Annotated in this window: 12 protein-coding genes and 1 pseudogene; 9 read left to right on the plus strand and 4 right to left on the minus strand. The window is 72.9% G+C overall.

What is annotated here, in order from left to right; translation table 11 throughout:
• Nucleotides 1-164: 164 nt before the first annotated feature.
• Entirely contained in the window at nucleotides 165-1205 is a 1041-nt protein-coding gene (locus tag ACIGYR_RS07010; protein WP_399602066.1) for a GlxA family transcriptional regulator, read from the minus strand.
• Nucleotides 1206-1337: 132 nt separating this feature from the next.
• Between ACIGYR_RS07010 and ACIGYR_RS07015 the strand changes: the two genes are divergently transcribed.
• The 7 genes from ACIGYR_RS07015 to ACIGYR_RS07045 all read left to right on the plus strand — a co-directional run bounded on the left by ACIGYR_RS07015 (nucleotide 1338) and on the right by ACIGYR_RS07045 (nucleotide 14132).
• Nucleotides 1338-2261 (plus strand): NADP-dependent oxidoreductase, encoded by a 924-nt coding sequence (locus tag ACIGYR_RS07015; RefSeq protein WP_391837030.1) that lies wholly within the window; start codon nucleotides 1338-1340, stop codon nucleotides 2259-2261.
• 391 nt (nucleotides 2262-2652) lie between these two features.
• Nucleotides 2653-6069, plus strand: coding sequence for a DUF4132 domain-containing protein (locus ACIGYR_RS07020; RefSeq protein ID WP_399602069.1), 3417 nt, complete (start codon nucleotides 2653-2655; stop codon nucleotides 6067-6069).
• Complete coding sequence (locus tag ACIGYR_RS07025) at nucleotides 6066-7163, plus strand: AAA family ATPase (protein ID WP_399602072.1); 1098 nt, start codon at nucleotides 6066-6068, stop codon at nucleotides 7161-7163. Before ACIGYR_RS07020 ends, ACIGYR_RS07025 begins: the two co-directional genes overlap by 4 nt.
• A gap of 26 nt (nucleotides 7164-7189) precedes the next feature.
• The gene (locus tag ACIGYR_RS07030; RefSeq protein WP_399602074.1) at nucleotides 7190-9655 is read left to right on the plus strand and encodes a DUF5682 family protein; all 2466 of its coding nucleotides are present in this window, start codon (nucleotides 7190-7192) and stop codon (nucleotides 9653-9655) included.
• The gene (locus ACIGYR_RS07035) at nucleotides 9652-11085 is read left to right on the plus strand and encodes a VWA domain-containing protein (protein WP_399602077.1); all 1434 of its coding nucleotides are present in this window, start codon (nucleotides 9652-9654) and stop codon (nucleotides 11083-11085) included. Before ACIGYR_RS07030 ends, ACIGYR_RS07035 begins: the two co-directional genes overlap by 4 nt.
• On the plus strand, nucleotides 11082-13142 hold the full coding sequence (locus ACIGYR_RS07040) for a hypothetical protein (RefSeq protein ID WP_399602079.1): 2061 nt from the start codon (nucleotides 11082-11084) through the stop codon (nucleotides 13140-13142). The genes ACIGYR_RS07035 and ACIGYR_RS07040 overlap by 4 nt, the downstream gene beginning before the upstream one ends.
• A 144-nt stretch (nucleotides 13143-13286) precedes the next feature.
• Complete coding sequence (locus ACIGYR_RS07045; protein WP_399602081.1) at nucleotides 13287-14132, plus strand: RNA polymerase sigma factor SigF; 846 nt, start codon at nucleotides 13287-13289, stop codon at nucleotides 14130-14132.
• A gap of 99 nt (nucleotides 14133-14231) precedes the next feature.
• On the opposite strand, the gene ACIGYR_RS07050 is transcribed toward ACIGYR_RS07045, so the two are convergent.
• The 3 genes from ACIGYR_RS07050 to ACIGYR_RS07060 are packed head-to-tail and all read right to left on the minus strand — an operon-like array spanning nucleotide 14232 to nucleotide 17283.
• The gene (locus ACIGYR_RS07050; RefSeq protein WP_399602085.1) at nucleotides 14232-15059 is read right to left on the minus strand and encodes a carbohydrate ABC transporter permease; all 828 of its coding nucleotides are present in this window, start codon (nucleotides 15057-15059) and stop codon (nucleotides 14232-14234) included.
• A gap of 5 nt (nucleotides 15060-15064) precedes the next feature.
• Nucleotides 15065-16018 (minus strand): carbohydrate ABC transporter permease, encoded by a 954-nt coding sequence (locus ACIGYR_RS07055; protein ID WP_399602087.1) that lies wholly within the window; start codon nucleotides 16016-16018, stop codon nucleotides 15065-15067.
• An 11-nt stretch (nucleotides 16019-16029) separates the two neighbouring features.
• Nucleotides 16030-17283 carry an ABC transporter substrate-binding protein gene (locus tag ACIGYR_RS07060; RefSeq protein WP_399602089.1) on the minus strand — a complete coding sequence of 418 codons (1254 nt, stop codon included), beginning with the start codon at nucleotides 17281-17283 and terminating at the stop codon, nucleotides 16030-16032.
• 370 nt (nucleotides 17284-17653) lie between these two features.
• Between ACIGYR_RS07060 and yicI the strand changes: the two genes are divergently transcribed.
• Together yicI and ACIGYR_RS07070 are read left to right on the plus strand one after the other, a co-directional pair.
• Nucleotides 17654-19924, plus strand: a complete 2271-nt coding sequence (gene yicI / locus ACIGYR_RS07065) for an alpha-xylosidase (RefSeq protein ID WP_399602092.1) — start codon at nucleotides 17654-17656, stop codon at nucleotides 19922-19924.
• A 163-nt stretch (nucleotides 19925-20087) separates the two neighbouring features.
• A pseudogene (locus ACIGYR_RS07070) lies at nucleotides 20088-20160 on the plus strand.
• Nucleotides 20161-20245 lie beyond the last annotated feature (85 nt).

Consider the following 20245-nt stretch of genomic DNA (forward strand, 5'->3'; position numbering starts at 1 on the left):
CCCGGGAGCCGGGGTGGCAGCGGGATCGATCCGTTCCCCGCGGGCAGGTCCGCATCACCGCCCTGTCCGACGGCACCGCGGCGGTGGTGGGCGTCAGCGCCGGTTGACCGCTCCGGGTGTGGCACAGGGCCACGTCCAGACGCCGGCCTGCGCCTGACGCGTGGTCAATCCGCTCTGGCCACGGGGTCGTTGGGACTGAAGGTACGACGGTAGGCGGCGGGGGAGACTCCGAAGGCCGTGCGCATGTGCGCGCGCAGGGAGTTCGCGGAGCCGAAGCCGGACCGGTGGGCGACCAGATCGATCGACAGGTCCGTGGTCTCCAGCAACTGCTTGGCCAGTTCCAGGCGTTGCGCGGTGAGCCACTGCACCGGGGTGATGCCTACCTCGTCGCGGAAGCGCCGGGTGAAGGAGCGCAGGCTCATCCGGGCATGCTCGGCGAGCCGGGGAAGGGACAGCGCCTCGCCGAGGTGCTCCAGGGCCCAGGCGCGGGTGGCGCTGGTGCTGGCGACGGTGGGCTCGGGGACCGGGCGGTCGATGTACTGGGCCTGCCCGCCGTCCCGCCAGGGCGGCACGACGCACATGCGGGCGGCACGGTTGGCAGCGGCAGCGCCATGGTCGCGACGGATCATGTGCAGGCACAGGTCGACGCCCGCGGCCACGCCCGCGGAGGTCAGCACGTCACCGTCGTCGACGAACAGGACTTCCTCGTCGACCTTGACGCTGGGGTAGGCACGGCGGAACTCCGGGGCCAGGTTCCAGTGGGTGGTGGCCGGCCGTCCGTCGAGCAGTCCGGCCGCGGCGAGCACATAGGACCCGGTGCAGATGGAGACGAGCCGGGTGCCGGGCCGGATGCCGGCGATGGCCGCGGTGACGTCGGGCGGCAGCGGGCCGCCCCGGCCCAGCTCGGGCATGGCGTGCGTGGGCGGGACGATCACGGTGTCGGCGGCGGTGAGGGCCTCGGGGCCGGCCGCCGGCTGCACGGTGAAGCCGGCGTCGCTGAGCACGGGGGCGCCGTCGGCGGTGCACACGGTGACCTCGTAGAGCGGGCGGCCCTCCGCGTCCTCCACGCTGCCGAAGACACGCGAGGGGATGCCGAGCTCGAAGGGCGGCACCCCGGGCAGGGCGAGCACGGCGATCCGGTGCCGCCGGGGCTCCGCGCTCCGGGCCCGCTCGTCCTCGTCCGTCACCTGCCGCGTTCCACTCATGGCCGAATCCTGTCACATAGTGGCCAGACGGCCAACACCATGCGGGGTCACGGCGGCGGATCGTGGACTGTGTCGCGCCGGGGACCTCCCGGTCCGGCGAACCGATCGAAACATAGAGCAAGGCGGAACAGCATGCGTGCCGTGGTCGTGGAGCAGTGGGGCGGACCCGAGAACCTGGTCGAGCGTGAGGTCGAGCGCCCGGAGCCGGGCCTGAACGAGGTCCTGGTGCGAGTGCACGCGGCCGGAGTGAACCCGGTGGACTGGAAGACCCGGGCCAGCGGTGGCCTCATCGAGTGGGGCGCCGTACCGGCCGTGGGCTGGGACGTGTCCGGCACGGTCGAGGCGGTGGGCCCCGGTGTGGGGATGTTCCGCCCCGGTGACGAGGTCTTCGGGATGCCGCTCTTCCCGCGCCAGGCGGGCGCGTACGCCGAGTACGTGGTGGCGCCGGCCCGGCACCTCGCCCCGAAGCCGGCCGGCCTGACACATGTGGAAGCGGCGGCGCTGCCGCTCGCCGCGCTCACCGCCTGGCAGGCTCTGGTCGACGCGGCGGACGTGCGTCCCGGTGAGCGGGTGCTGGTGCACGCGGCGGCCGGCGGCGTCGGTCACTTCGCCGTGCAGATCGCCAAGGCCCGCGGCGCGTACGTCATCGGCACGGCCAGCGCCGGCAAGCACGACCTGGTGCGGCAGCTGGGGGCGGATGAGGTGATCGACTACCGCTCGGTGCGGTTCGAGGACGTCGTGACCGACGTCGACGTGGTGCTCGACGGGCTCGGCGGGGAGACGGCCGAGCGCTCCCTGAAGGTGCTGCGGACCGGCGGCCGGCTGATCACTCTGCCCGGTCCGGACGACGTCCCCGCCGCCCAGGACGGGGTGCGGGCGGTCTGGGTCCTGGTCGAGCCCGACCACCTGGGCCTGCGCGAGATCGCCGCCCTGGTGGAGCGGGGCGCGTTGAAGCCGGTGGTGGACACGGTCCTGCCGCTGGCCGAGGCCGCGAAGGCGCACGAGATCGGGGAACAGGGCCGCACCACCGGCAAGATCGTCCTGACGGTCGCCTGATTCCCGAGACGGACACCAGCGCCCCCATCGCCTCCTGAGCCGGTCCTTCGGCCTGCCGACGGCCGCGGTCACGCTGATCCCGGCTGGGCGCCTGTCCGGTTGTCCGCCCAGGCACTGCGGCCAAGGAGACGGCTTGACCATCCGTGCCACGCGGATGGAAACCAGAGGCTCTCCCCGTACGCCGCCGCCCGGCCGCGCACGTCGTTCTCGTCGCCGCCGGGCGGTGGACGTCGGCATGCCGCCGGCGCCGGTCGCGGGGGCGGCCGGGTGCCCCTGCCGCCGCCGGCCGGTCGCGCTCCCGGCGCTGATGGCGTTGTCAGTGGGCCCGGATACCGTGACGGCCATCTGATCAAGTGACCGATCCCGTCCAGGGGTCGGCGGAGGAGGGGCTGTGCAGCGCAGGGAGCTGGTCGGGGAGGGCTCGGCGTACGGTGACGCCGGGGGAGGGGCTTCCGCGGTCGTCGGACAGCCGGCGGTGGAGCACGGGCCGGTCGCGCTGCCCGACGAGGAGACGTTCCGGATGCCGGCCGCCTGGCGGCGGCTGGTGTATCCGCGGCGCGGCGGGATCGAGCGGAGCGTCGCCGAGTTGCATCCCGAGGCCGAGCGGCGCGCGGCGTTCCGGCTCCACGAGGAGGCCGACTGGGTCGAGACCATGCTCACCGCCCCCAAGAGCGACCCGCGGATCGTCAAGGACACCCGCGCCCACATGAGCGGTCGTCACAACCCCGTGGGCGCCGCGGTGCTGGCGTCGCTGACGTTCCACTGGCAGTACCCGGACGGCACCTTCGTCGACGCCTGGGTCCGTGCACACGGCCTGGTGTTCGCCGCTCAGGCGGTGGTGGAGTACTTCGATGTGGAGCCGCACTACCACCAGACGGGCGACCGGCGTGAGAACGCCTGGATCGGCTTCCGCGCCGGTGCCGCGACGGGCGGCGACTGGGCGCGGTCGAAGTTCGCCGACCGCGTACGCGCCCTGCTGTGCGTGACCGACGAGGACACCTACCGGGAGGCCGTCGCCGCACTGGCCGGCTGCCGGACCGATGTACGCCGCCGCATCGTCGTCTCCTACCTCCTGCCCACGGAACAGGAGTGGGTCGACGAGTGCTGCGTCGACGTTCCGCAGGCCGACGAGACGCTGCGGGCGATGCTGCTGTGCTCGCTGAACTCCCCGGAGCAGCTGAAGCACTTCGGCCGCCGGGCCGGCCTCGTGTGGAACGGCTGGACGACGGCGCTCGTCGCCACTCTCGCCGAGGGCACCGGCAAGGCATTCGCCCCGCTTCTCGACGAGGCCCTCGACCGCGCCTACGGCTCCGAGCAGACCAGGAACTTCGCCAACGCCCTGGTCGAACTGCCGACGGACGAGGCGTTCCGCCTTCTCCTGGACCGCATCGACGACAAGCACGTCCGTCCGTACCTGCTGGAGGCGATGCGCCGGTACCCGGTGTGCGCACTGCGCCTGCTGGGCGCCACGGCGGCCGGCTCCGGAAAGAACGCGTCGATGACCGGGCAGCTGCTGACCGCGCACGTCCTGGCGCACCCCGCTCTCACCACGGCCGTGCTGCCGGATCTGCCCGCCGAGGTCGCCGACCTCGTGGCGCCGCATCTCACCCGCACCGACCGGACGGCCGAGGCACCCGCCGAGGCGCTGCCCTCACTGCTGGTCAGCCCGCCGTGGGCAGGCAAGCGCAAGGCCCGCAAGGCGCGCGTCGCCGCCGAGATCCCCGCGACCCCCGAGACCCGGGTGGTGTGGCAGCCGGGCGAGCAGGAGTCCTGGGCCGAGGCCGACAGCTGGTACAGCGGCCGGCGCGGCGACTATGACTGGTCCCGCGAGATCGTGTACCTCCGGCAGACCGGGCGGCTCGGGAGCTTCCGGCACGTGCGCCTGTTCGTCGACGGCCCCGAAGACGTCGTACGACCGCTGCTCGCCGACTGCGCCCCCGAGCACTACTGGGGCGGCGAGGCGGCGCTGAAGCCGGTCGCCGCCGGACACGGTGCGGCCGCGCTGCCGCTGATGCGGCGGGCCGCCGCCCGGCACCCGGGCACCCTGGGGCAGCTGCTGCTGCCGTACCGCGACGGTGAGGTCGCCGCGCTGGTGTGCGAATGGCTGGCCCGCCTGAAGTCCGCCGACGCCACCGCCCGTGCCTGGCTGACCCGGCACGGCCTGGACGCGGTGCCCTACCTGGCGCCGCACGCGGTGGGGCCGGCCGGCGCGGTCCGGCGCGGTGCGGAAAGGGCGCTGCGGCTCCTGACGGGCACCCATGGCGACGAGGCGGTCCTGGCGGCCGCCGCCGGGTGCGGGGAGGAGGCCGCGGGCATCATCGAGGAGGCGCTGGCCGTCGACCCGCTGGTCAGCGCCCTGCCCGCGCGCCTGCCGGCGGTCGCCGCCTGGGCGGACCCGGCACTGCTGCCGCAGATCCTCCTCACCGAAGGCGGTGCCCTGCCCGCCGACGCGGTCCGCAACGCCCTGATGCTGCTGGCACTGTCCAAGCCCGGCGAGATCTACCCGGGCCTCGACGTACTGACCACGCACTGCACCGCCGACTCCCTCGCCGGCTTCGCCTGGGGCCTGTTCGAGCAGTGGCGGCTGGCCGGCATGCCACCCAAGGACAGCTGGGCGCTGCACGCGCTCGGCTGGCTCGGCGACGACGACACCGTGCGCCGGCTCACGCCCGTCGTACGGGCCTGGCCCGGCGACGGCGGCCACCACCGCGCCGTGGAGGGCCTGACCGTGCTGGCCACCATCGGCACCGACGTGGCGCTGATGCATCTGCACGGCATCGCCCAACGGGTGCCCTTCAAGGCGCTCAAGCTGCGCGCCCAGGAGAAGATCGCCGAGGTCGCCGAGGGCCTGGGGCTGACCGGCGAGCAGCTGGGCGACCGGCTCGTGCCCGACTTCGGCCTCGACGCGGGGGGCAGCACCGTCATCGACTACGGCTCACGGCAGTTCACCGTGGGCTTCGACGAGCAGCTGCGCCCCTACGTCCGGGACGCCGACGGCAGACAGCGCAAGGCGCTGCCCGCCCCCGGCGCCAAGGACGACCCGGAGCTGGCCCCGGCCGAGCGCAAGCGGTTCGCCGCGTTGAAGAAGGACGTCCGTACCATCGCCGGTGACCAGGTGCGGCGCCTGGAGGCGGCGATGGTGACACAACGCACCTGGACGTCCGCGGAGTTCCGGGAGCTGTTCGTCGCCCACCCGCTGGTGTGGCACCTGGCCCGCCGCCTGGTCTGGATCGGCGACAGCGGCGGCGTGGCGACGGCGTTCCGGGTGGCGGAGGACCGCACGTTCGCCGACGTCCACGACGACGAGCTGACGCTCCCCGAGAAGGCGACGGTCCGCGTGGCACACCCGATGCACCTGGCGGACGACCTCGACGCCTGGTCGGAGCTGTTCGCCGACTACGAGATCCTCCAGCCCTTCCCGCAGCTGGGCCGGGTCGTGCACGCGCTGACCGAGGAGGAGGCCGCCGGACACCGGCTGACCCGCTTCGAGGGCGCGACCGTGCCGGTCGGCAAACTGCTGGGCCTGACCAAGCGGGGCTGGGAGCGCGGCGAACCGCAGGACGCGGGTGTGGAGCGCTGGTTCCACCGGCGGATCGACGACGACCACCACGTGGTCATCGGCCTCGACGAGGGCATCGCCGTCGGCGCGCTGGACGTGTTCCCCGACCAGACCTTCGAGAACGTCTGGCTCGACTCCGCCCCGGGCGACTACTGGTCCAGCCGCGCGTACCCGCTGCGCTTCGGCGACCTGGACCCGGTCGTCGCCTCCGAGATCCTCGCCGACCTCACCGAGGTGACCACCAAGTGACCGCCACCGTCGAGGAAGGCGACGAGACGCTGCTCCAGCGCCCGCCCGCCGAGGTCCGCCACGCCGACGAACTGGCGGCCCTGCGTGCCGCGGACGACGATCCGCGCCCCCCGGGCTGGCAGCTGAGCCTGCGGGCGGCCCGCCGATTCATCGTCGGTGACGAACAGGCCGGCATCAGCCGCAAGTTCGTCGGCAGCGTCTCGCTGGTGGAGCGCGCCCTGGTGACGCTGGCCACCAACCGCGGCCTGCTGCTCGTGGGCGAGCCCGGCACCGCCAAGTCGCTGCTGTCGGAGCTGATCGCGGCGGCCGTCAGCGGCACTTCCGCGCTCACCGTGCAGGGTGGCGCGGCGACCACCGAGGACCAGATCAAGTACTCCTGGAACTACGCGCTGCTGGTCTCCGAAGGCCCCTCCGGTCGTTCCCTGGTGCCCGCGCCGATGCTGACCGGCATGGCCGAGGGACGGATCGTACGGTTCGAGGAGATCACCCGCTGCCCGCTGGAGGTGCAGGACTGCCTGCTCTCCCTGCTCTCCGACCGGGTCATCACCATCCCGGAACTGGCCGGACCGCGGGGCCTGGTGTTCGCCCGGCAGGGCTTCAACGTCATCGCCACCGCCAACACCCGCGACCGCGGTGTCAACGAGATGAGCGCCGCCCTCAAACGGCGCTTCAATTTCGAGACGGTGTTCCCCATAGCCGACTTCGAGACCGAACTCGGCCTGGTGGAGGCCGAGGCCACGGCGTTGCTGCGGCAGTCCGGGGTGGCGCCGCCGCCGCGCCGGGACGTGCTGGAGGTGCTGGTCGGCACCTTCCGCGAGCTGCGGGGCACCGCGGCACGGGGCGAGCGGATGTCGACGGTGATGAGCACCGCGGAGGCCGTGTCCGTGGCCCACGCGGTGGGGGTGCGGGCCTGGTTCCTGCGCGGGGAACCGGGCGGCGCCGCCGACCTGGTGTCCTGCCTGGCGGGTACGGCGGCCAAGGACGACCCCGAGGACCTCGCCCGGCTGCGCCGCTTCCTGGAACAGGAGGCACCGCGCCGCCCCGGCCCGCAGTGGCAGGCCCTGCACGAGGCCCGTCACCTGCTGGCGGACTGATGCCGACCTCAGCGTCGACGCGGCCGGTGACAGCGGGACGCCCGACGCCGACGACCTCGCCGGCGTCCGCCGTCTTCCTCGGCGTACGCCACCACTCGCCCGCCTGCGCCCGTCTGGTCGCCCACACGATCCGGACGCTGCGGCCCGCGTTCGTCCTGGTGGAGGGCCCGGCGGACATGAACGACCGGCTGGACGAGCTGTCGCTCGGACACACGCTGCCCGTCGCCGTGTTCAGCCACTACCGCGACGACGAACGCGTCGCCACCTCGTGGACGCCGCTGTGCGACTACTCACCGGAGTGGATCGCGCTGCGAGAGGGCCGCGCGGCCGGCGCCGAGGTACGGTTCGTCGACCTGCCCGCCTGGCACCCGGCCGTCGCCGACCACACCGACCGGTACGCCAACCGCTACGCGGACGCGGAGGCGCGGTACGCCGAGGCCACCGGCAGGCTGTGCGAGCACTTCGCCGTCGACTCCGTGGACGCCCTGTGGGACGGCCTGTTCGAGGTCACAAAGCCGGGCGCCGGCCCCGAGGAGCTGCGCGCCCGGCTCGACACCTACTTCGACCTGGTGCGCGGCGACGCCCAAGCGGATGCCGCGGACCGGGAGCGGGAGGAGTACATGGCCTCCTGGGTGCGGGCCGCGCTGGCCCGCGCCGGCGGCCGCCCGGTGCTGGTCGTCACCGGTGGCTTCCACCAGCCGGCCCTACGGGCCCTGTCCGCGCGGCGGGCGGACGCCGCGGCCCCGGGCGACTGGCCCGCGGTCCCCGAGCCGCCCGGTGGCGCGCTGGGCGGCAGCTTCCTCGTGCCGTACTCCTTCCGGCAGTTGGACGCCTTCGCCGGATACCAGTCGGGCATGCCCTCACCCGGCTACTACCAGCTGCTGTGGGAGACGGGCCCGGCGGCCGCCGGGGAGGGGCTGCTGCGCGCGGTCACCGAGCGGCTGCGCGCCCGCCGGATCCCGCTGTCCACGGCCGACCTGATCGCCGCACGCGCACTGTCCCAGGGCCTGGCCCGGCTGCGTGGCCATCCGTACGAGGCGAGGGTGGACGTCCTCGACGGGCTGGCCGGCGCGCTGATCGCCGACGATCTGGACCGGCCGCTGCCGTGGACGACGCGGGACACCCTGGGTGCGGGTACCCATCCGGTGGTGGTGGAGATGGTCGCCGCGTCCACCGGCGAGGCCGTGGGCCGGCTGCACCCGGACACGCCGCTGCCCCCACTGGTGCACGACGTCGCCGCGCACCTCGCCGACCTGGGGCCGGCCGACTGCGCCGGGTCCGTCAGACTCGATCTGACGCAGGAACGGGACCTGTCCCGCAGCCGTGTCCTGCACCGGCTACGTGTCCTGGGCATCCCGGGCTTCACCCGCGACTCGGGGCCGGCCGACGGGGCGGACCCGGTGTTCAGCGAGGTGTGGCAGCGCCGCCCGGCGGCCGGCCGGGAGGCCGCGCTGATCGAGGCCGGAGCCTATGGGGCGCGCCTGGACGAGGCGGCCGCGGCGCTGCTCGGCGCACGCGTGCGCGCGGCGGCCCCGGAAGCCGGGGCGCCGGCCGGGGTGTTGTTCGACGCCGTGCTCTGCGGGGTCGGCCCGCTCTGCGCCGACCTGCTGGCCGCGCTCGCGGCCGAGGTGGGGCAGGTCGGCGACCTCGGCCCGCTCGGCGCGATGCTGTCGGCGGCACTGGGTCTGTGGCGGCACGACCGGGTCTTCGGCGTGGCCCGGGACCGGCTGCTGGGCGGTCTGGTGGGCAGCGCCGCCGACCGGGTGTTCTGGCTGGCGGAGGGGCTGCACGGCGGCGCCGGGGTGGACCTGGGCGCGCTGCGCGCACTGGCGGCCGCACGAGATGCGCTGCGGCACGCGCCAGGCCTGCTGTCGGTCACCCCGCAGACCGCCGCCGAGGCCGCCGCCCGCATCAGTCGTGACGCGCACGCCCCCGCCGGTCTGCGGGGCGCCGCCTTCGGCCTGCGCTGGGCGCTGGGTGTCCCGGACGATCCCGGGCCGGTGGTGCAGGCGCTCGCCGTAGCCGCCGTGGACACCCTCGGCGACTGGCTCACCGGCCTGTTCGTGGTGGCCCGCGAGGAGGTCGCGCACGGCACGGCGGCCGAGGAGGACTCCCTGATCGACCTCGTCGACGACGTCGTGTCCGCGCTGCCGGAGGCCGACTTCCTCGTCGGACTCCCCGCGCTGCGCCATGCCTTCGCCTTCTTCCCGCCCCGCGAACGGGAGCGGATCGCCGAGCGCCTGCTGCGGCGCCGCGGGCTGCGCGGCTCGGCCCGCTCCCTGCTCCGCACCTCCGCCGACCCCCTGCTGCTGGCCCGCGCCAGAGCCCTGGAGGAGAACGTGACCCGACTGCTCGACCGCCACGGCCTGGGGCCGACACCCGTCGACCGGGCGCTGCCCGTCCCGCACCCCCAGGCCGGAACCGCGCTGCCCGTCCCGCACACCCAGGCCGGCACCGCGCTGCCCGTCCCGCACCCCCAGGCCGGCCGATGAACCCCGCCCCGCACGACCCGGACGCGGCGCTGCCCGGCATACGGTCGGTGAATCCCGCCCCGCACGACCCGGACGCGGCGCTGCCCGGCATACGGTCGGTGAATCCCGCGCCCCACGATCCGGACGCGGCGCTGCCCGGCATACGGTCGGTGAATCCCGCGCCCCACGACCCGGACGCGGCGCTGCCCGGCATCCCGTCGGTGACAGCCGCGGCTCCCGCACCATCCGGCACGCCGTCGTCGTTCCCCGACCGGACCCCGCCGCCACCCGGCGCCCCGCACGTCCCCGACCCCGGTCTGGAGCGCTGGCGGCTCGTGCTCGGCGCCGCCGCAGAACGCTGCACCGGCCCGCTGCACGGTGCGTCCGCGGACCGGGACGCCGCGCTGGAGTGGCTGTACGGCCGCGACGAGGATCTGCGCCGCCGCGGGGTCCGCCGCGGGCCGGCCGACACCCGTGAGGGCGGCAGCGGACCGTCCCAGCTGACCGCCGTGGACTGGCTCGACGGCATTCACCGGCTGTTCCCGAAGGAGACCCTGGAGCGGCTGGAACGCGACGCGGTGGAGCGGTACGAGATCCACGAGCTCGTCACGGACCCGGACGTCCTCGCCCGCGTCGAGCCCAGCCAGACCCTGCTGCGTGCCGTGCTGCGCACCAAGCACCTGATGAACCCCGAGGTGCTGGCGGCGGCCCGGCGGATCGTCGAGACGGTCGTGCGGCAGCTGATGGAGCGTCTTCAGCCCGAGCTGCGCCGGACGTTCACCGGATCGCGGTCCCGCCGCCCCAGCCGGCTGGCGCTCGCCCGCGACTTCGACTTCCGCACCACCATCCGCGCCAACCTCGCCCACTACCGGCCCGAGGAACGCCGCATCCTCATCCAGCGGCCGCACTTCCACTCCCGCACCCGCCGCCATCTGGAGCAGTGGCAGCTGGTGCTGCTGGTCGACCAGTCGGGCTCCATGGCCGGCTCGGTGATCCACTCGGCGGTCACGGCCGCCTGCCTGTGGAACCTGCCGGGCCTGAAGACCCATCTGGTCGCCTTCGACACCGCGGCGGTGGACCTGACCGGCGAGGTGACGGACCCGGTGGAGCTGCTGATGCGGGTCCAGCTCGGCGGCGGCACCGACATCGCCCGCGCCGTCGACTACGGCGCCTCGCTCGTGCGGAACCCGCGGCGGACGATCGTCGCCGTCATCTCCGACTTCTACGAGGGCGGCGACCCGTTCCGCCTGGTGCGCGCCGTGCGGCGGCTGGTCGAGCAGGGCACCACCGTGTTGTGCCTGGCCGCCCTCGACGAGGCCGCCGACCCGGCCTACAACCGGGACCTGGCCGGACGGCTGGCCGCGGTGGGCGCCCCGGTGGGGGCGATGACGCCGGGCCGGCTCGCCGAGTTCGTCGCGGACCGGATCGGCGGGGGAGGGCAGGCCAGATGACCCGCGCGGACCTGCTGGCGCTGACGCCGGACACGCTCGCCTCGCTCGCCAACCGGGGCCTGGTCAAGCGCGCCGAGAAGGACTTGGCGGCGGGGTCCGGCCCGGTGGTGACCACCGGCGACGACGGCACCGTACGCGGTACCTTCCCGGACGGCACCAGGACGGCGCTGCCCCCGGGCCGCGGTCTGGACTCGGCCGCCTGCACCTGCGCCGCGACGGGGGTGTGCCGGCACCGGATCGGACTGGTACTGGCGTACCGGCGCGGAGCGCCGGCCGAGGCGCTGGAGGCCGACGCGTTGGAGGCCGACGCGTTGGAGGCCGACGCGTTGGAGGCCGAGGAACCGGAGGCCGAGGAACCGGAGGCCGAGGAACCGGAGGCCGAGGCGCCACGGGTTGACTGGTCGCCCGGGGAGTTCGACGACGACGCGCTGGCCGCCGCGCTGGGCCGCCCCGCCCTGGCCGCCGCCCACCGCACCCGCGCCCGCGGTTACCCGGCCCGCGTGCACCGCCCCACCGCCGAAGACCCGGCGCCCCGCGTGGAGCTGCCCACCTGCACCGTCCGCTTCCCGGTCCCGCACGAGCTGGGCTACGCCCTCACCGACGCGGCAGCCGCGCTGCGCGGCGAGGTCGTCACCCTGGCGGTGTGGGCCTTTCGCGCCGCGGACGCCGGGCAGACCACGGAGGTCTCCGTCGGCGGCCGTACCGCGGCCGGGCTCACGACCCGCACGGCCGCCGCGGACGAGGCGCTGCGGGCGGCCGTGGCACTCGCCGACGACCTCCTCCTGGACGGCGTGCAGCAGGCGGGCCCGGTGTTCGCCGGCTCACTGCGGCGCACCGGGCGGGAACTGGCCGCCACCTCCCAGCACTGGCCCGCGGGCGCGGTGGCCGACCTGCGGGAACAACTCGACGCCTACACGGCCCGCGCGACCCGCTACACACCCGAACGCCTGGCCCTGCTCCTGGCCGAACTCCACGCCCGGCACCGCGCCGCCGGCCAGGACCCGATCGGGGTACTGGGCACCGCGGAGGCCCCCGTGACACCGCTGCGGCGGGTACGGCTGGTGGGACTCGGCTGCCGGATCGGAGGCACCGCCCGGGATCGCACGGCGGAGACGTACTTCGCGCACGCCGACGCCGGAATCGTCCTGGTCCACCGCACTCGCTGGGACCTGACGGCGGACGAGGCGCCCACGGGCCACGACCTGTCCACGCGCCGCCTGCTCGGCTCCCCGTTGCACGCGCTGGCCACCGCGAACGTCGTCAGCGAACACACCACTCGGGCCGCCGACCGCACGGTCACCCTGTCCCGCGGCCGGATCGCCGCGACGAGCGTCACACCGGTCGGCTCGGCCTGGACGGAACTCCCGGAGAGCCTGCTGCTGCGGGACACCGCCGCACACCTGAAGGCGGCCGGCGAGCGCCCGCCGCGGCTGATCCGCCCGCGCGTCGAGGCGGACGCCGTACGAGTGATCATGGTGGACGCCGTCGGCGGCATCGGCTACGACCCCGCCGCGCAACGCCTCGAAGCGGTGCTCCGCGACCCGGCCGGCAACGGCGTCCACCTGAACTCCGAGTACAACCCGCTCTGTCCCGGCGGCCTGGACGCTCTCGCCGCCGCCCTGGCCGACGGCGGGGTCCGCGCCGTCAGCGGCATGCTGGGCCGGACCGGCGGGCGTACCGTGCTGGACCCGCTCGCCGTACTGACCACCGGGGGCGTGACCGTTCCCGACCTGGCCCCGGGCGTGGGTGACAGCCCGCTCGGAACGACCGGGCACCGCCCGGCCGACCCGATCACAGCGGCACTGGAGACGGCGCTCACGACCCTGGCGGACGCGGCCCACCAGGGCCTGCGCCGTCTGACCCCGGCGACGCGCGCCGCCCTCGCCGACGGCGCGGACCGCCTGCGCCGCACCGGCCTCGTCGCCGCGGCCCGCCTCCTGGACGACCTGTCCCGCACCCTGCACGACCAAGGCGCGGTCCCCGCCGGCCCGCACTGGGTGACGGCCCAGATCCACCTGACGACCAGCCTGGACCTGCACCAGGAGGACGGCCGCTGAGCGATCGGCCGCGGTCCCGCCCGGAACCGTTGCACTCGTTCCTGTGCGGACAGGCATGAGTGGAGGACGAGGGGGTAGCCGCCGCCTTGTCGGCCGTTTCACGGCCGGTCGTGGCAATGGCTCGATCTCGGGAGGGGTTTCTTCATGGCGCTCATGAGCACGCCGGCAACGGATACGCGGACGGCCGAGCTGCCGGAGGTCGTGGACCCCTCACAGGTGGCACCCAAGGACGCCCGTGAGTTGTCCCGGCTGTTCTTCGAGCAGCTGACGTTGCTGGAGGAGGGCACGCCCGAGTACAGCTACGCCCGCAACACGCTGATCGAGATGAACATGTCCCTGGTCCGCTACGCGGCCGGCCGGTTCCGCAGCCGCGGTGCGGAGGAGATGGAGGACATCGTCCAGGTCGGCATGATCGGCCTGATCAAGGCGATCGACCGGTTCGAGCTGACGCGCGAGGTGGAGTTCACCTCCTTCGCGATCCCCTACATCGTGGGAGAGATCAAGCGGTTCTTCCGCGACACCACCTGGGCGGTGCACGTGCCGCGCCGGCTGCAGGAGGCCCGCGTGCAGCTCGCCCGGGCCACGGAGGAGCTGCGCAGTCGCCTCGACCGTACGCCTACGGTCAAGGAACTGTCGGAACTGATGAGCCTGCCCGAGGAAGAGGTGCGCGAGGCCCGCCTGGCCGCCAACGGCTACAACTCCTCCTCCCTGGACGCCGCGATCGGTGGCAGCGAGGACGGCGAGAGCGCCCTGCAGGACTTCATCGGTGCCGAAGACCAGGCGCTGGAACTGGTGGAGGACTTCCACGCGCTGGCCCCGCTGATCGCCGAACTCGACGAGCGGGACCGGCAGATCATCCACATGCGGTTCGTGGAGGAACTCACCCAGGCCCAGATCGGTGAACGCCTGGGCGTGTCCCAGATGCACGTCTCCCGGCTGCTGTCGCGCACGCTGGCCCGGCTGCGCGAAGGCATGCTCACCACGAGCTGAAGGCCACCCGAGGTATGAAGCCCGCCGCGCACGCGGCGGGCTTCTCCGCGTGACGCCATCTTTCCAGGCCGCGTGACGCCATCTTTCCAGGGGTGCCTGTCACTTGACGGAACCGCCGGTGAGTCCGGCGGCGATGTACTTCTGGGCGAGGACGAGCAGGATCGCCGCGGGCACCGCGGACAGCACGGACGCGGCCATCACCGAGCCCCAGTCACCGACGTGCGCGCCGATGTACTGGTAGATGCCCAGCGTGACCGGCTTGACGTCGTCGGTGGTGTTCAGCGTGAGCGCGAACATGAAGTCGCTCCACGAGAACAGGAACGCGAACAGGCCGGAGGTGATCAGCGAGTTGCGGCTCATCGGCAGCACCACCCGCACGAAGGTCCGTACCGGTCCGGCACCGTCCATCTGCGCCGCCTCGATCACCTCACCCGGGATCGACACCATGAAGGACCGCATCAGCACGATCGAGAACGGGATGCCGAGGGAGGCGTCCGCCAGCATCAGGCCGAGGTAGGAATTGACCAGGCCGAGGTCGACGTACGAGTGGTAGAGCGCGTTGGCGATGACGATGCCGGGCACCATCTGGGTGATCAGTGTGCCGAACACGATCGTCCGTGAGCCGCGTAGACCGAACCGGGCCAGCCCGTACGCCGCCGGGGCGGAGATCGCCAGGCAGATGACGACCGCGCCGAGCGAGACGGCCAGCGAGGTCAGCAGGTGGCCGCCCTGGTCGTCGAGCGCCTTGGCGAAGCCGGACAGGTCCAGGCCGCTCGGCACCGGGTCGACCTGGAGCAGACCCGAGGCGGGCTGGAGGGCGGTGTTGAGCATCCAGTACAGAGGGAAGAGCATCACGCACAGGGTGAGCACTCCGGTGATGGTGGAACCCCAGCGGCGGCTGGAGGTCGTGGGCGTACGAGAGGCCATGGACGTCACTTCCCGTCGGTGCGGTTGGCCCGCAGGTAGAAGACCGCGAACAGCGCGGAGACGAGGATGAGCACGTTGCCCACGACCGCGCCCGCGCCGAAGTCCAGGCGCACGAACGAGTTCTGGTAGGTCAGGGTGCCCAGGGTCTGGGTGGCGTCGGCCGGGCCGCCGTCGGTGAGCGCCAGGATCAGATCGAGGACCTTCACCGTCGACATGAAGCCGAGGACGAGGACGACGGTGATCACCGGCTTGAGCATCGGCAGGGTGACGGAACGGAAGGTCCGCCAGGCCGAGGCGCCGTCCAGGGAGGCCGCCTCGTACAGCTCCCTGGGTATCTCCTGCAGACCGCCGTAGAGGATGACCATGTTGAACGGGACGCCGATCCAGATGTTGACCAGGATCACCGACAGCAGGGCCATGCCGGGACTGGTCAGCCACGGGGTGTGGCCGCCGAGGCCGAGCGTGTCCAGGAAGGAGTTCAGTACGCCCGTGTCCTGGTCGAGGATGCGGCGCCACACGATGCCGGACACCACCATGGGTACCAGCCAGGGCAGCAGGATCAACGACCGCAGGACGCCGTTGAGCGGGAAGCGGCGGCTGAAGAACACCGCCAGCGCGAGGCCGATGCAGAACTGGCCGAGCAGTGAGCCGGCGGTGAACACGAGGGTGTGCCGGAGTGCCTTGCCGAACAGGGGGTCCTGGAACACGTTCGACCAGTTGCCGGCACCGTTGAAGGGCGCCTCACCGGTGAAGAACGTCTTCGGTGTGAAGTGCTGGAAGCTCATCACGACGTTGCGGACGAGCGGGTAGCCGAAGAACAGCAGCATGAAGACGACCGCCGGGGCGACGAACCCCCACTGGGCCAGTGTGCGGCGGCGGCGCAGCCGGACGGGGTCCGGCGCGGCGGCCGTCCGGGACGCCTTCGCCGGTGCCTGAGCGGTGACGGTGGACGTGGTCATGATCGCTTACCTCAGTTCCCGCTCGTGGCCCGCTGTTCGGCGCGCTGCAGGGCGGCCTCGCTGGACTGTCCGGTCAGGGCGGACTGGAAGGCGCTCTGCAAGGCCAGTGACACGCCGGGCCAGCCGGCGCCCAGCTTGGCGGTGCGGGACCGGGCGACGGCCACCTGGTCGGCGAGCGCGGCCAGTTCGGGCACCTGCTTGCGCCATGTCGCGGCGGCCTTGGCGTTGGCCGGGACCATCCAGCTGTTGAGCGCGTAGGTCAGCTGTTCCTTCTCGCCGGCCAGGCAGGCGACGATCCTGCCGGCCGTCCGCTCGCGCTGCTCGTCGCCGGTGTCGGGCACGGTGAGCACGGCTCCGCCCAGCGGGCCGATGGAATCCGCCCCCCGCCTCGGTACCGGGATCCGTGCGATGCCCCAGTGCAGCGACTTCTTGGTGTTGAGCGTCTCGACCTGCCACGGGCCGTTGATCATCATCGCCGCGTTGCCGGCCATGAACTGGTCGTTGACGTCCGCCTGCGTCCAGCTGACCGTCGACTTCGACAACGAGCCGTCCGCCAGGAGGGCCTTCCAGTAGTCGAGCGCGCCGACCACCTGCGGGCTGTCCAGCTCGGTCTCGTCGCCGCCGTTGGACCACATGAACGGAGTGAACTGGAAGACACCGTCCTCCGCGCCGCCCGCGCTGAGCGCCAGGCCGTACCGCTTGCCCCGGGTGAGCTTCTTCGCGGCCTCCCGCAGCTCGTCCCAGGTGGTGGGAACCCTCACCCCGGCCTTGGCGAGGACGTCTTCGTCGTAGAAGAGCGCGAGGGTGTTCACGGACCGGGCCGCGCCGTAGTACGTGCCCTTGTACGAGCCGAAGCCGACGATGCCCCGGGGGATGTCCTCGGTGCTCAGGCCGAGGGTCCTGAGGCCGACCAGTCCGCCCGCCTCGGCGAACGTCGGCATCTCGGAGGCGTCGAACTGGATGATGTCGGGCAGCGACTTCGAGGACGCCATGCGCAACGCCTTCGTCATCACCTGCGCGGCGGGGACGCTCTGCTGCTCGATGCCGACGCCCAGCCGCTCGCCGCAGCGGGCCATCGCCCGGGCGTCCCAGCGGTGGTAGGACTCGTCGGTCGAGGAGTTCAGCACGGTGTAGACGCCGCTGTCGCGCTGCTGACCGCATCCGGTCAGGGCCGCCCCGGCGACCAGAAGGGAGGCGGCGGCGAGCGGTGCGGCGGCCCTGCGGGAGCGTCCGCGGCGCCCGGCAGCCGGAGAGGGTGCTGTCACGGTGGGTGCCCTTGCGTCGAGAGGGAGGTGGGGGTGGCTCAGAGGGTCAACGGGTCTTCTGGGGCAGTCGATCGAAGCGTTTCGACATGGTGCGGCCCTCGCTGTCGAGACGTCCGGCGCCATCGCCGGGCTTTTTGTTTGGCGTGATGACTAATACGTCAATCCCCGGGTGTCCCGCTAGACCTGTGCATGTGTCCGTGTGGGTGCACAGCGAAGTGGAGCTCTGCGACGCGTTGAGAAAATCCCTGCTGGCAGGGATAGTTGGCACCTGGAACGCCGGTGGGCTTCCCCTCGGTCCGGGGGCGGTCGAAGCGCCGGGCGAGGATCTCCGCAGTTCCGCCGAACAGCACCGCCCTCCCCGAGGAGCACCATGAAGTTCACCGACGGGTTCTGGCGCATCCGCGACGGCGTCCAGGTCGCGTATGCCACTGAAGTGCGCGATGTGCGCCTCGAATCGAAGCGCTTCACCGCCCATGCCGCGGTGCAGGAGGTGCTACACAGAGGGGACACGCTCAATGCGCCGCTCCTCGCGGTCGACTGCTTCTCACCCGCCGAGGGCGTCATCGGAGTGCGCGTCACCCATCACGCGGGCGCGCTGCGGCCGGGACCGGACTTCAGCCTCGCCGCCGAGCCCGGCGGCGCGGGCGAAGCCGGCCGGGACGGCACCGTCACCGAACTGACCAGTGGTCCGCTGACCCTGCGCCTGGACCGGGCCGCCCCGTGGTCGCTGACCTTCCACGACGCGAACGGACGGGAGCTGACCCGGGCCGGCCGCAAGGGCACCGCCTTCGCCACCACGGAGGACGGCGCGCACCATGTCATCGCCCAGCTCGCGCTGGGCGTCGGCGAGCAGATCTACGGCCTGGGCGAGCGCTTCACGCCGTTCGTCAAGAACGGCCAGACCGTCGACATCTGGCAGGCGGACGGGGGCACCAGCAGCGAGCAGGCGTACAAGAACATCCCCTTCTACCTGTCCTCGCGTGGCTACGGCGTCTTCGTCAACCATCCCGGGGCGGTCTCCTTCGAGGTCGGCTCCGAGTCCGTCGGGCAGGTGCAGTTCAGCGTTCAGGACCAGACGATGGAGTACCACGTCGTCGCCGGCCCCACCCCGAAGGACGTCCTCGACCGCTACACCGCCCTCACGGGTCGCCCGGCCCTGCCGCCCGCCTGGTCCTTCGGTTTGTGGCTGACCACGTCGTTCACCACGGACTACGACGAGCCGACGGTGATGTCCTTCGTCGACGGCATGGCCGAGCGCGGCATCCCGCTGTCCGTCTTCCACTTCGACTGCTTCTGGATGCGCGAGTACCAGTGGTGCGACTTCGAGTGGGACCCCGAGGTCTTCCCCGACCCCGAGGGGATGCTCGCCCGGCTCAAGGCCAAGGGGCTGAAGGTGAGCGCCTGGATCAACCCGTACATCGCCCAGAAGTCCCCGTTGTTCGACGAGGCCGCCGCACTCGGTCACCTGGTCCGCCGGCCGAACGGTGACGTGTGGCAGTGGGACCTGTGGCAGGCCGGCATGGGACTGGTCGACTTCACCAGCCCCGGCGCGCGCGCATGGTTCCAGGCGAAACTGAAGCCGTTGCTGGACCAGGGTGTGGACTGCTTCAAGACGGACTTCGGCGAGCGCGTCCCGACCGACGTCGTCTGGCACGACGGCTCCGATCCGCGGCGGATGCACAACCACTACACCCACCTGTACAACCAGACCGTGTTCGAACTCCTCGAAATGGAGCGCGGACAGGGCGAGGCCGTGCTCTTCGCCCGCTCGGCGACCGCCGGCGGTCAGCAGTACCCCGTGCACTGGGGCGGCGACTGCTGGTCCTCCTTCGAGGCCATGGCCGAGTCGCTCCGGGGCGGGCTGTCCCTGTCGCTGAGCGGCTTCGGTTTCTGGAGCCACGACATCGGCGGCTTCGAAGGCACACCCGACCCGGCGGTCTTCAAGCGCTGGCTGGCCTTCGGCCTGCTGTCCTCCCACAGCCGGCTGCACGGTTCGTCGTCCTACCGGGTGCCATGGGAGTTCGGCACCGAAGCCGTCGACGTCACCCGGCGGTTCACCCTGCTCAAGCACCGCCTCATGCCCTACCTGTACGGCGCCGCCGCCGAAGCCCACCGCACCGGTGTCCCGGTCATGCGGCCCATGCTCCTGGAGTTCCCGCACGACCCGGCATGCCGCCCGCTCGACCGCCAGTACATGCTGGGCCCCGACCTCCTGGCCGCCCCGGTCTTCAGCGCGGACGGCGAGGTGGAGGTCTACCTCCCCGAGGGCACCTGGACCCACCTCCTCAGCGGCGAGCGGGTCACCGGCCCGGTGTGGCGCACCGAGCGGCACGGCTACGAGAGCCTTCCGCTGTACGTGCGCGAGGGCGCCGTCCTGCCGCTGGCCACCGACGACCGGCGGCCCGACGGCGACTGGCTGGACCGTCCGACCCTGCTCGTCCACCCGCCGGCGTCGGCCGCGTACACCCGCGAGGTGAGCGTGCCCGACCTCGCGGGCGGGCGGGCCGCGGTGTTCCGCGTGCGGCGTGCCGGCGACCTCCTGCACGTCACCGCGGACGGCACCGACCGGCCCTTCACCGTGCGCGTCGCCGGGGGAGCGAGCACCGAGGGAACGGTCGAGGTGACCGTCCCGCTGAAGTGATCGCCCCGCCCCACGTACCGGGTGCGCGGACTGTGGCCGAGGCGTATGCGCTGCCGTTGGCCGGTGTGGGCCGCAAGACCGGCCACCGGCACACCGTTCGCCTTCCGGAAGAGTCCGATCGGGCCCGAACACACAGGCGAAGAGCCGCTATGATCACCGCGGCAAGGCTGTAGCGCAGAGGTCGTCGCGCCCACGCATCAAGCTGGAGGACGTCGGTTCGAATCCGACCAGCCTTGCCGCCCTTGTCGTGGAGGAAAGTCGATTGGCGTCGGTTCGTCCCGGGCGGGCGGCGGGCGATGCCGCCCTCCGCGAGCCGGGCAC

The sequence above is a fragment of the Streptomyces sp. NPDC053076 genome, assembly GCF_044546845.1.
Lineage (GTDB): Bacteria > Actinomycetota > Actinomycetes > Streptomycetales > Streptomycetaceae > Streptomyces.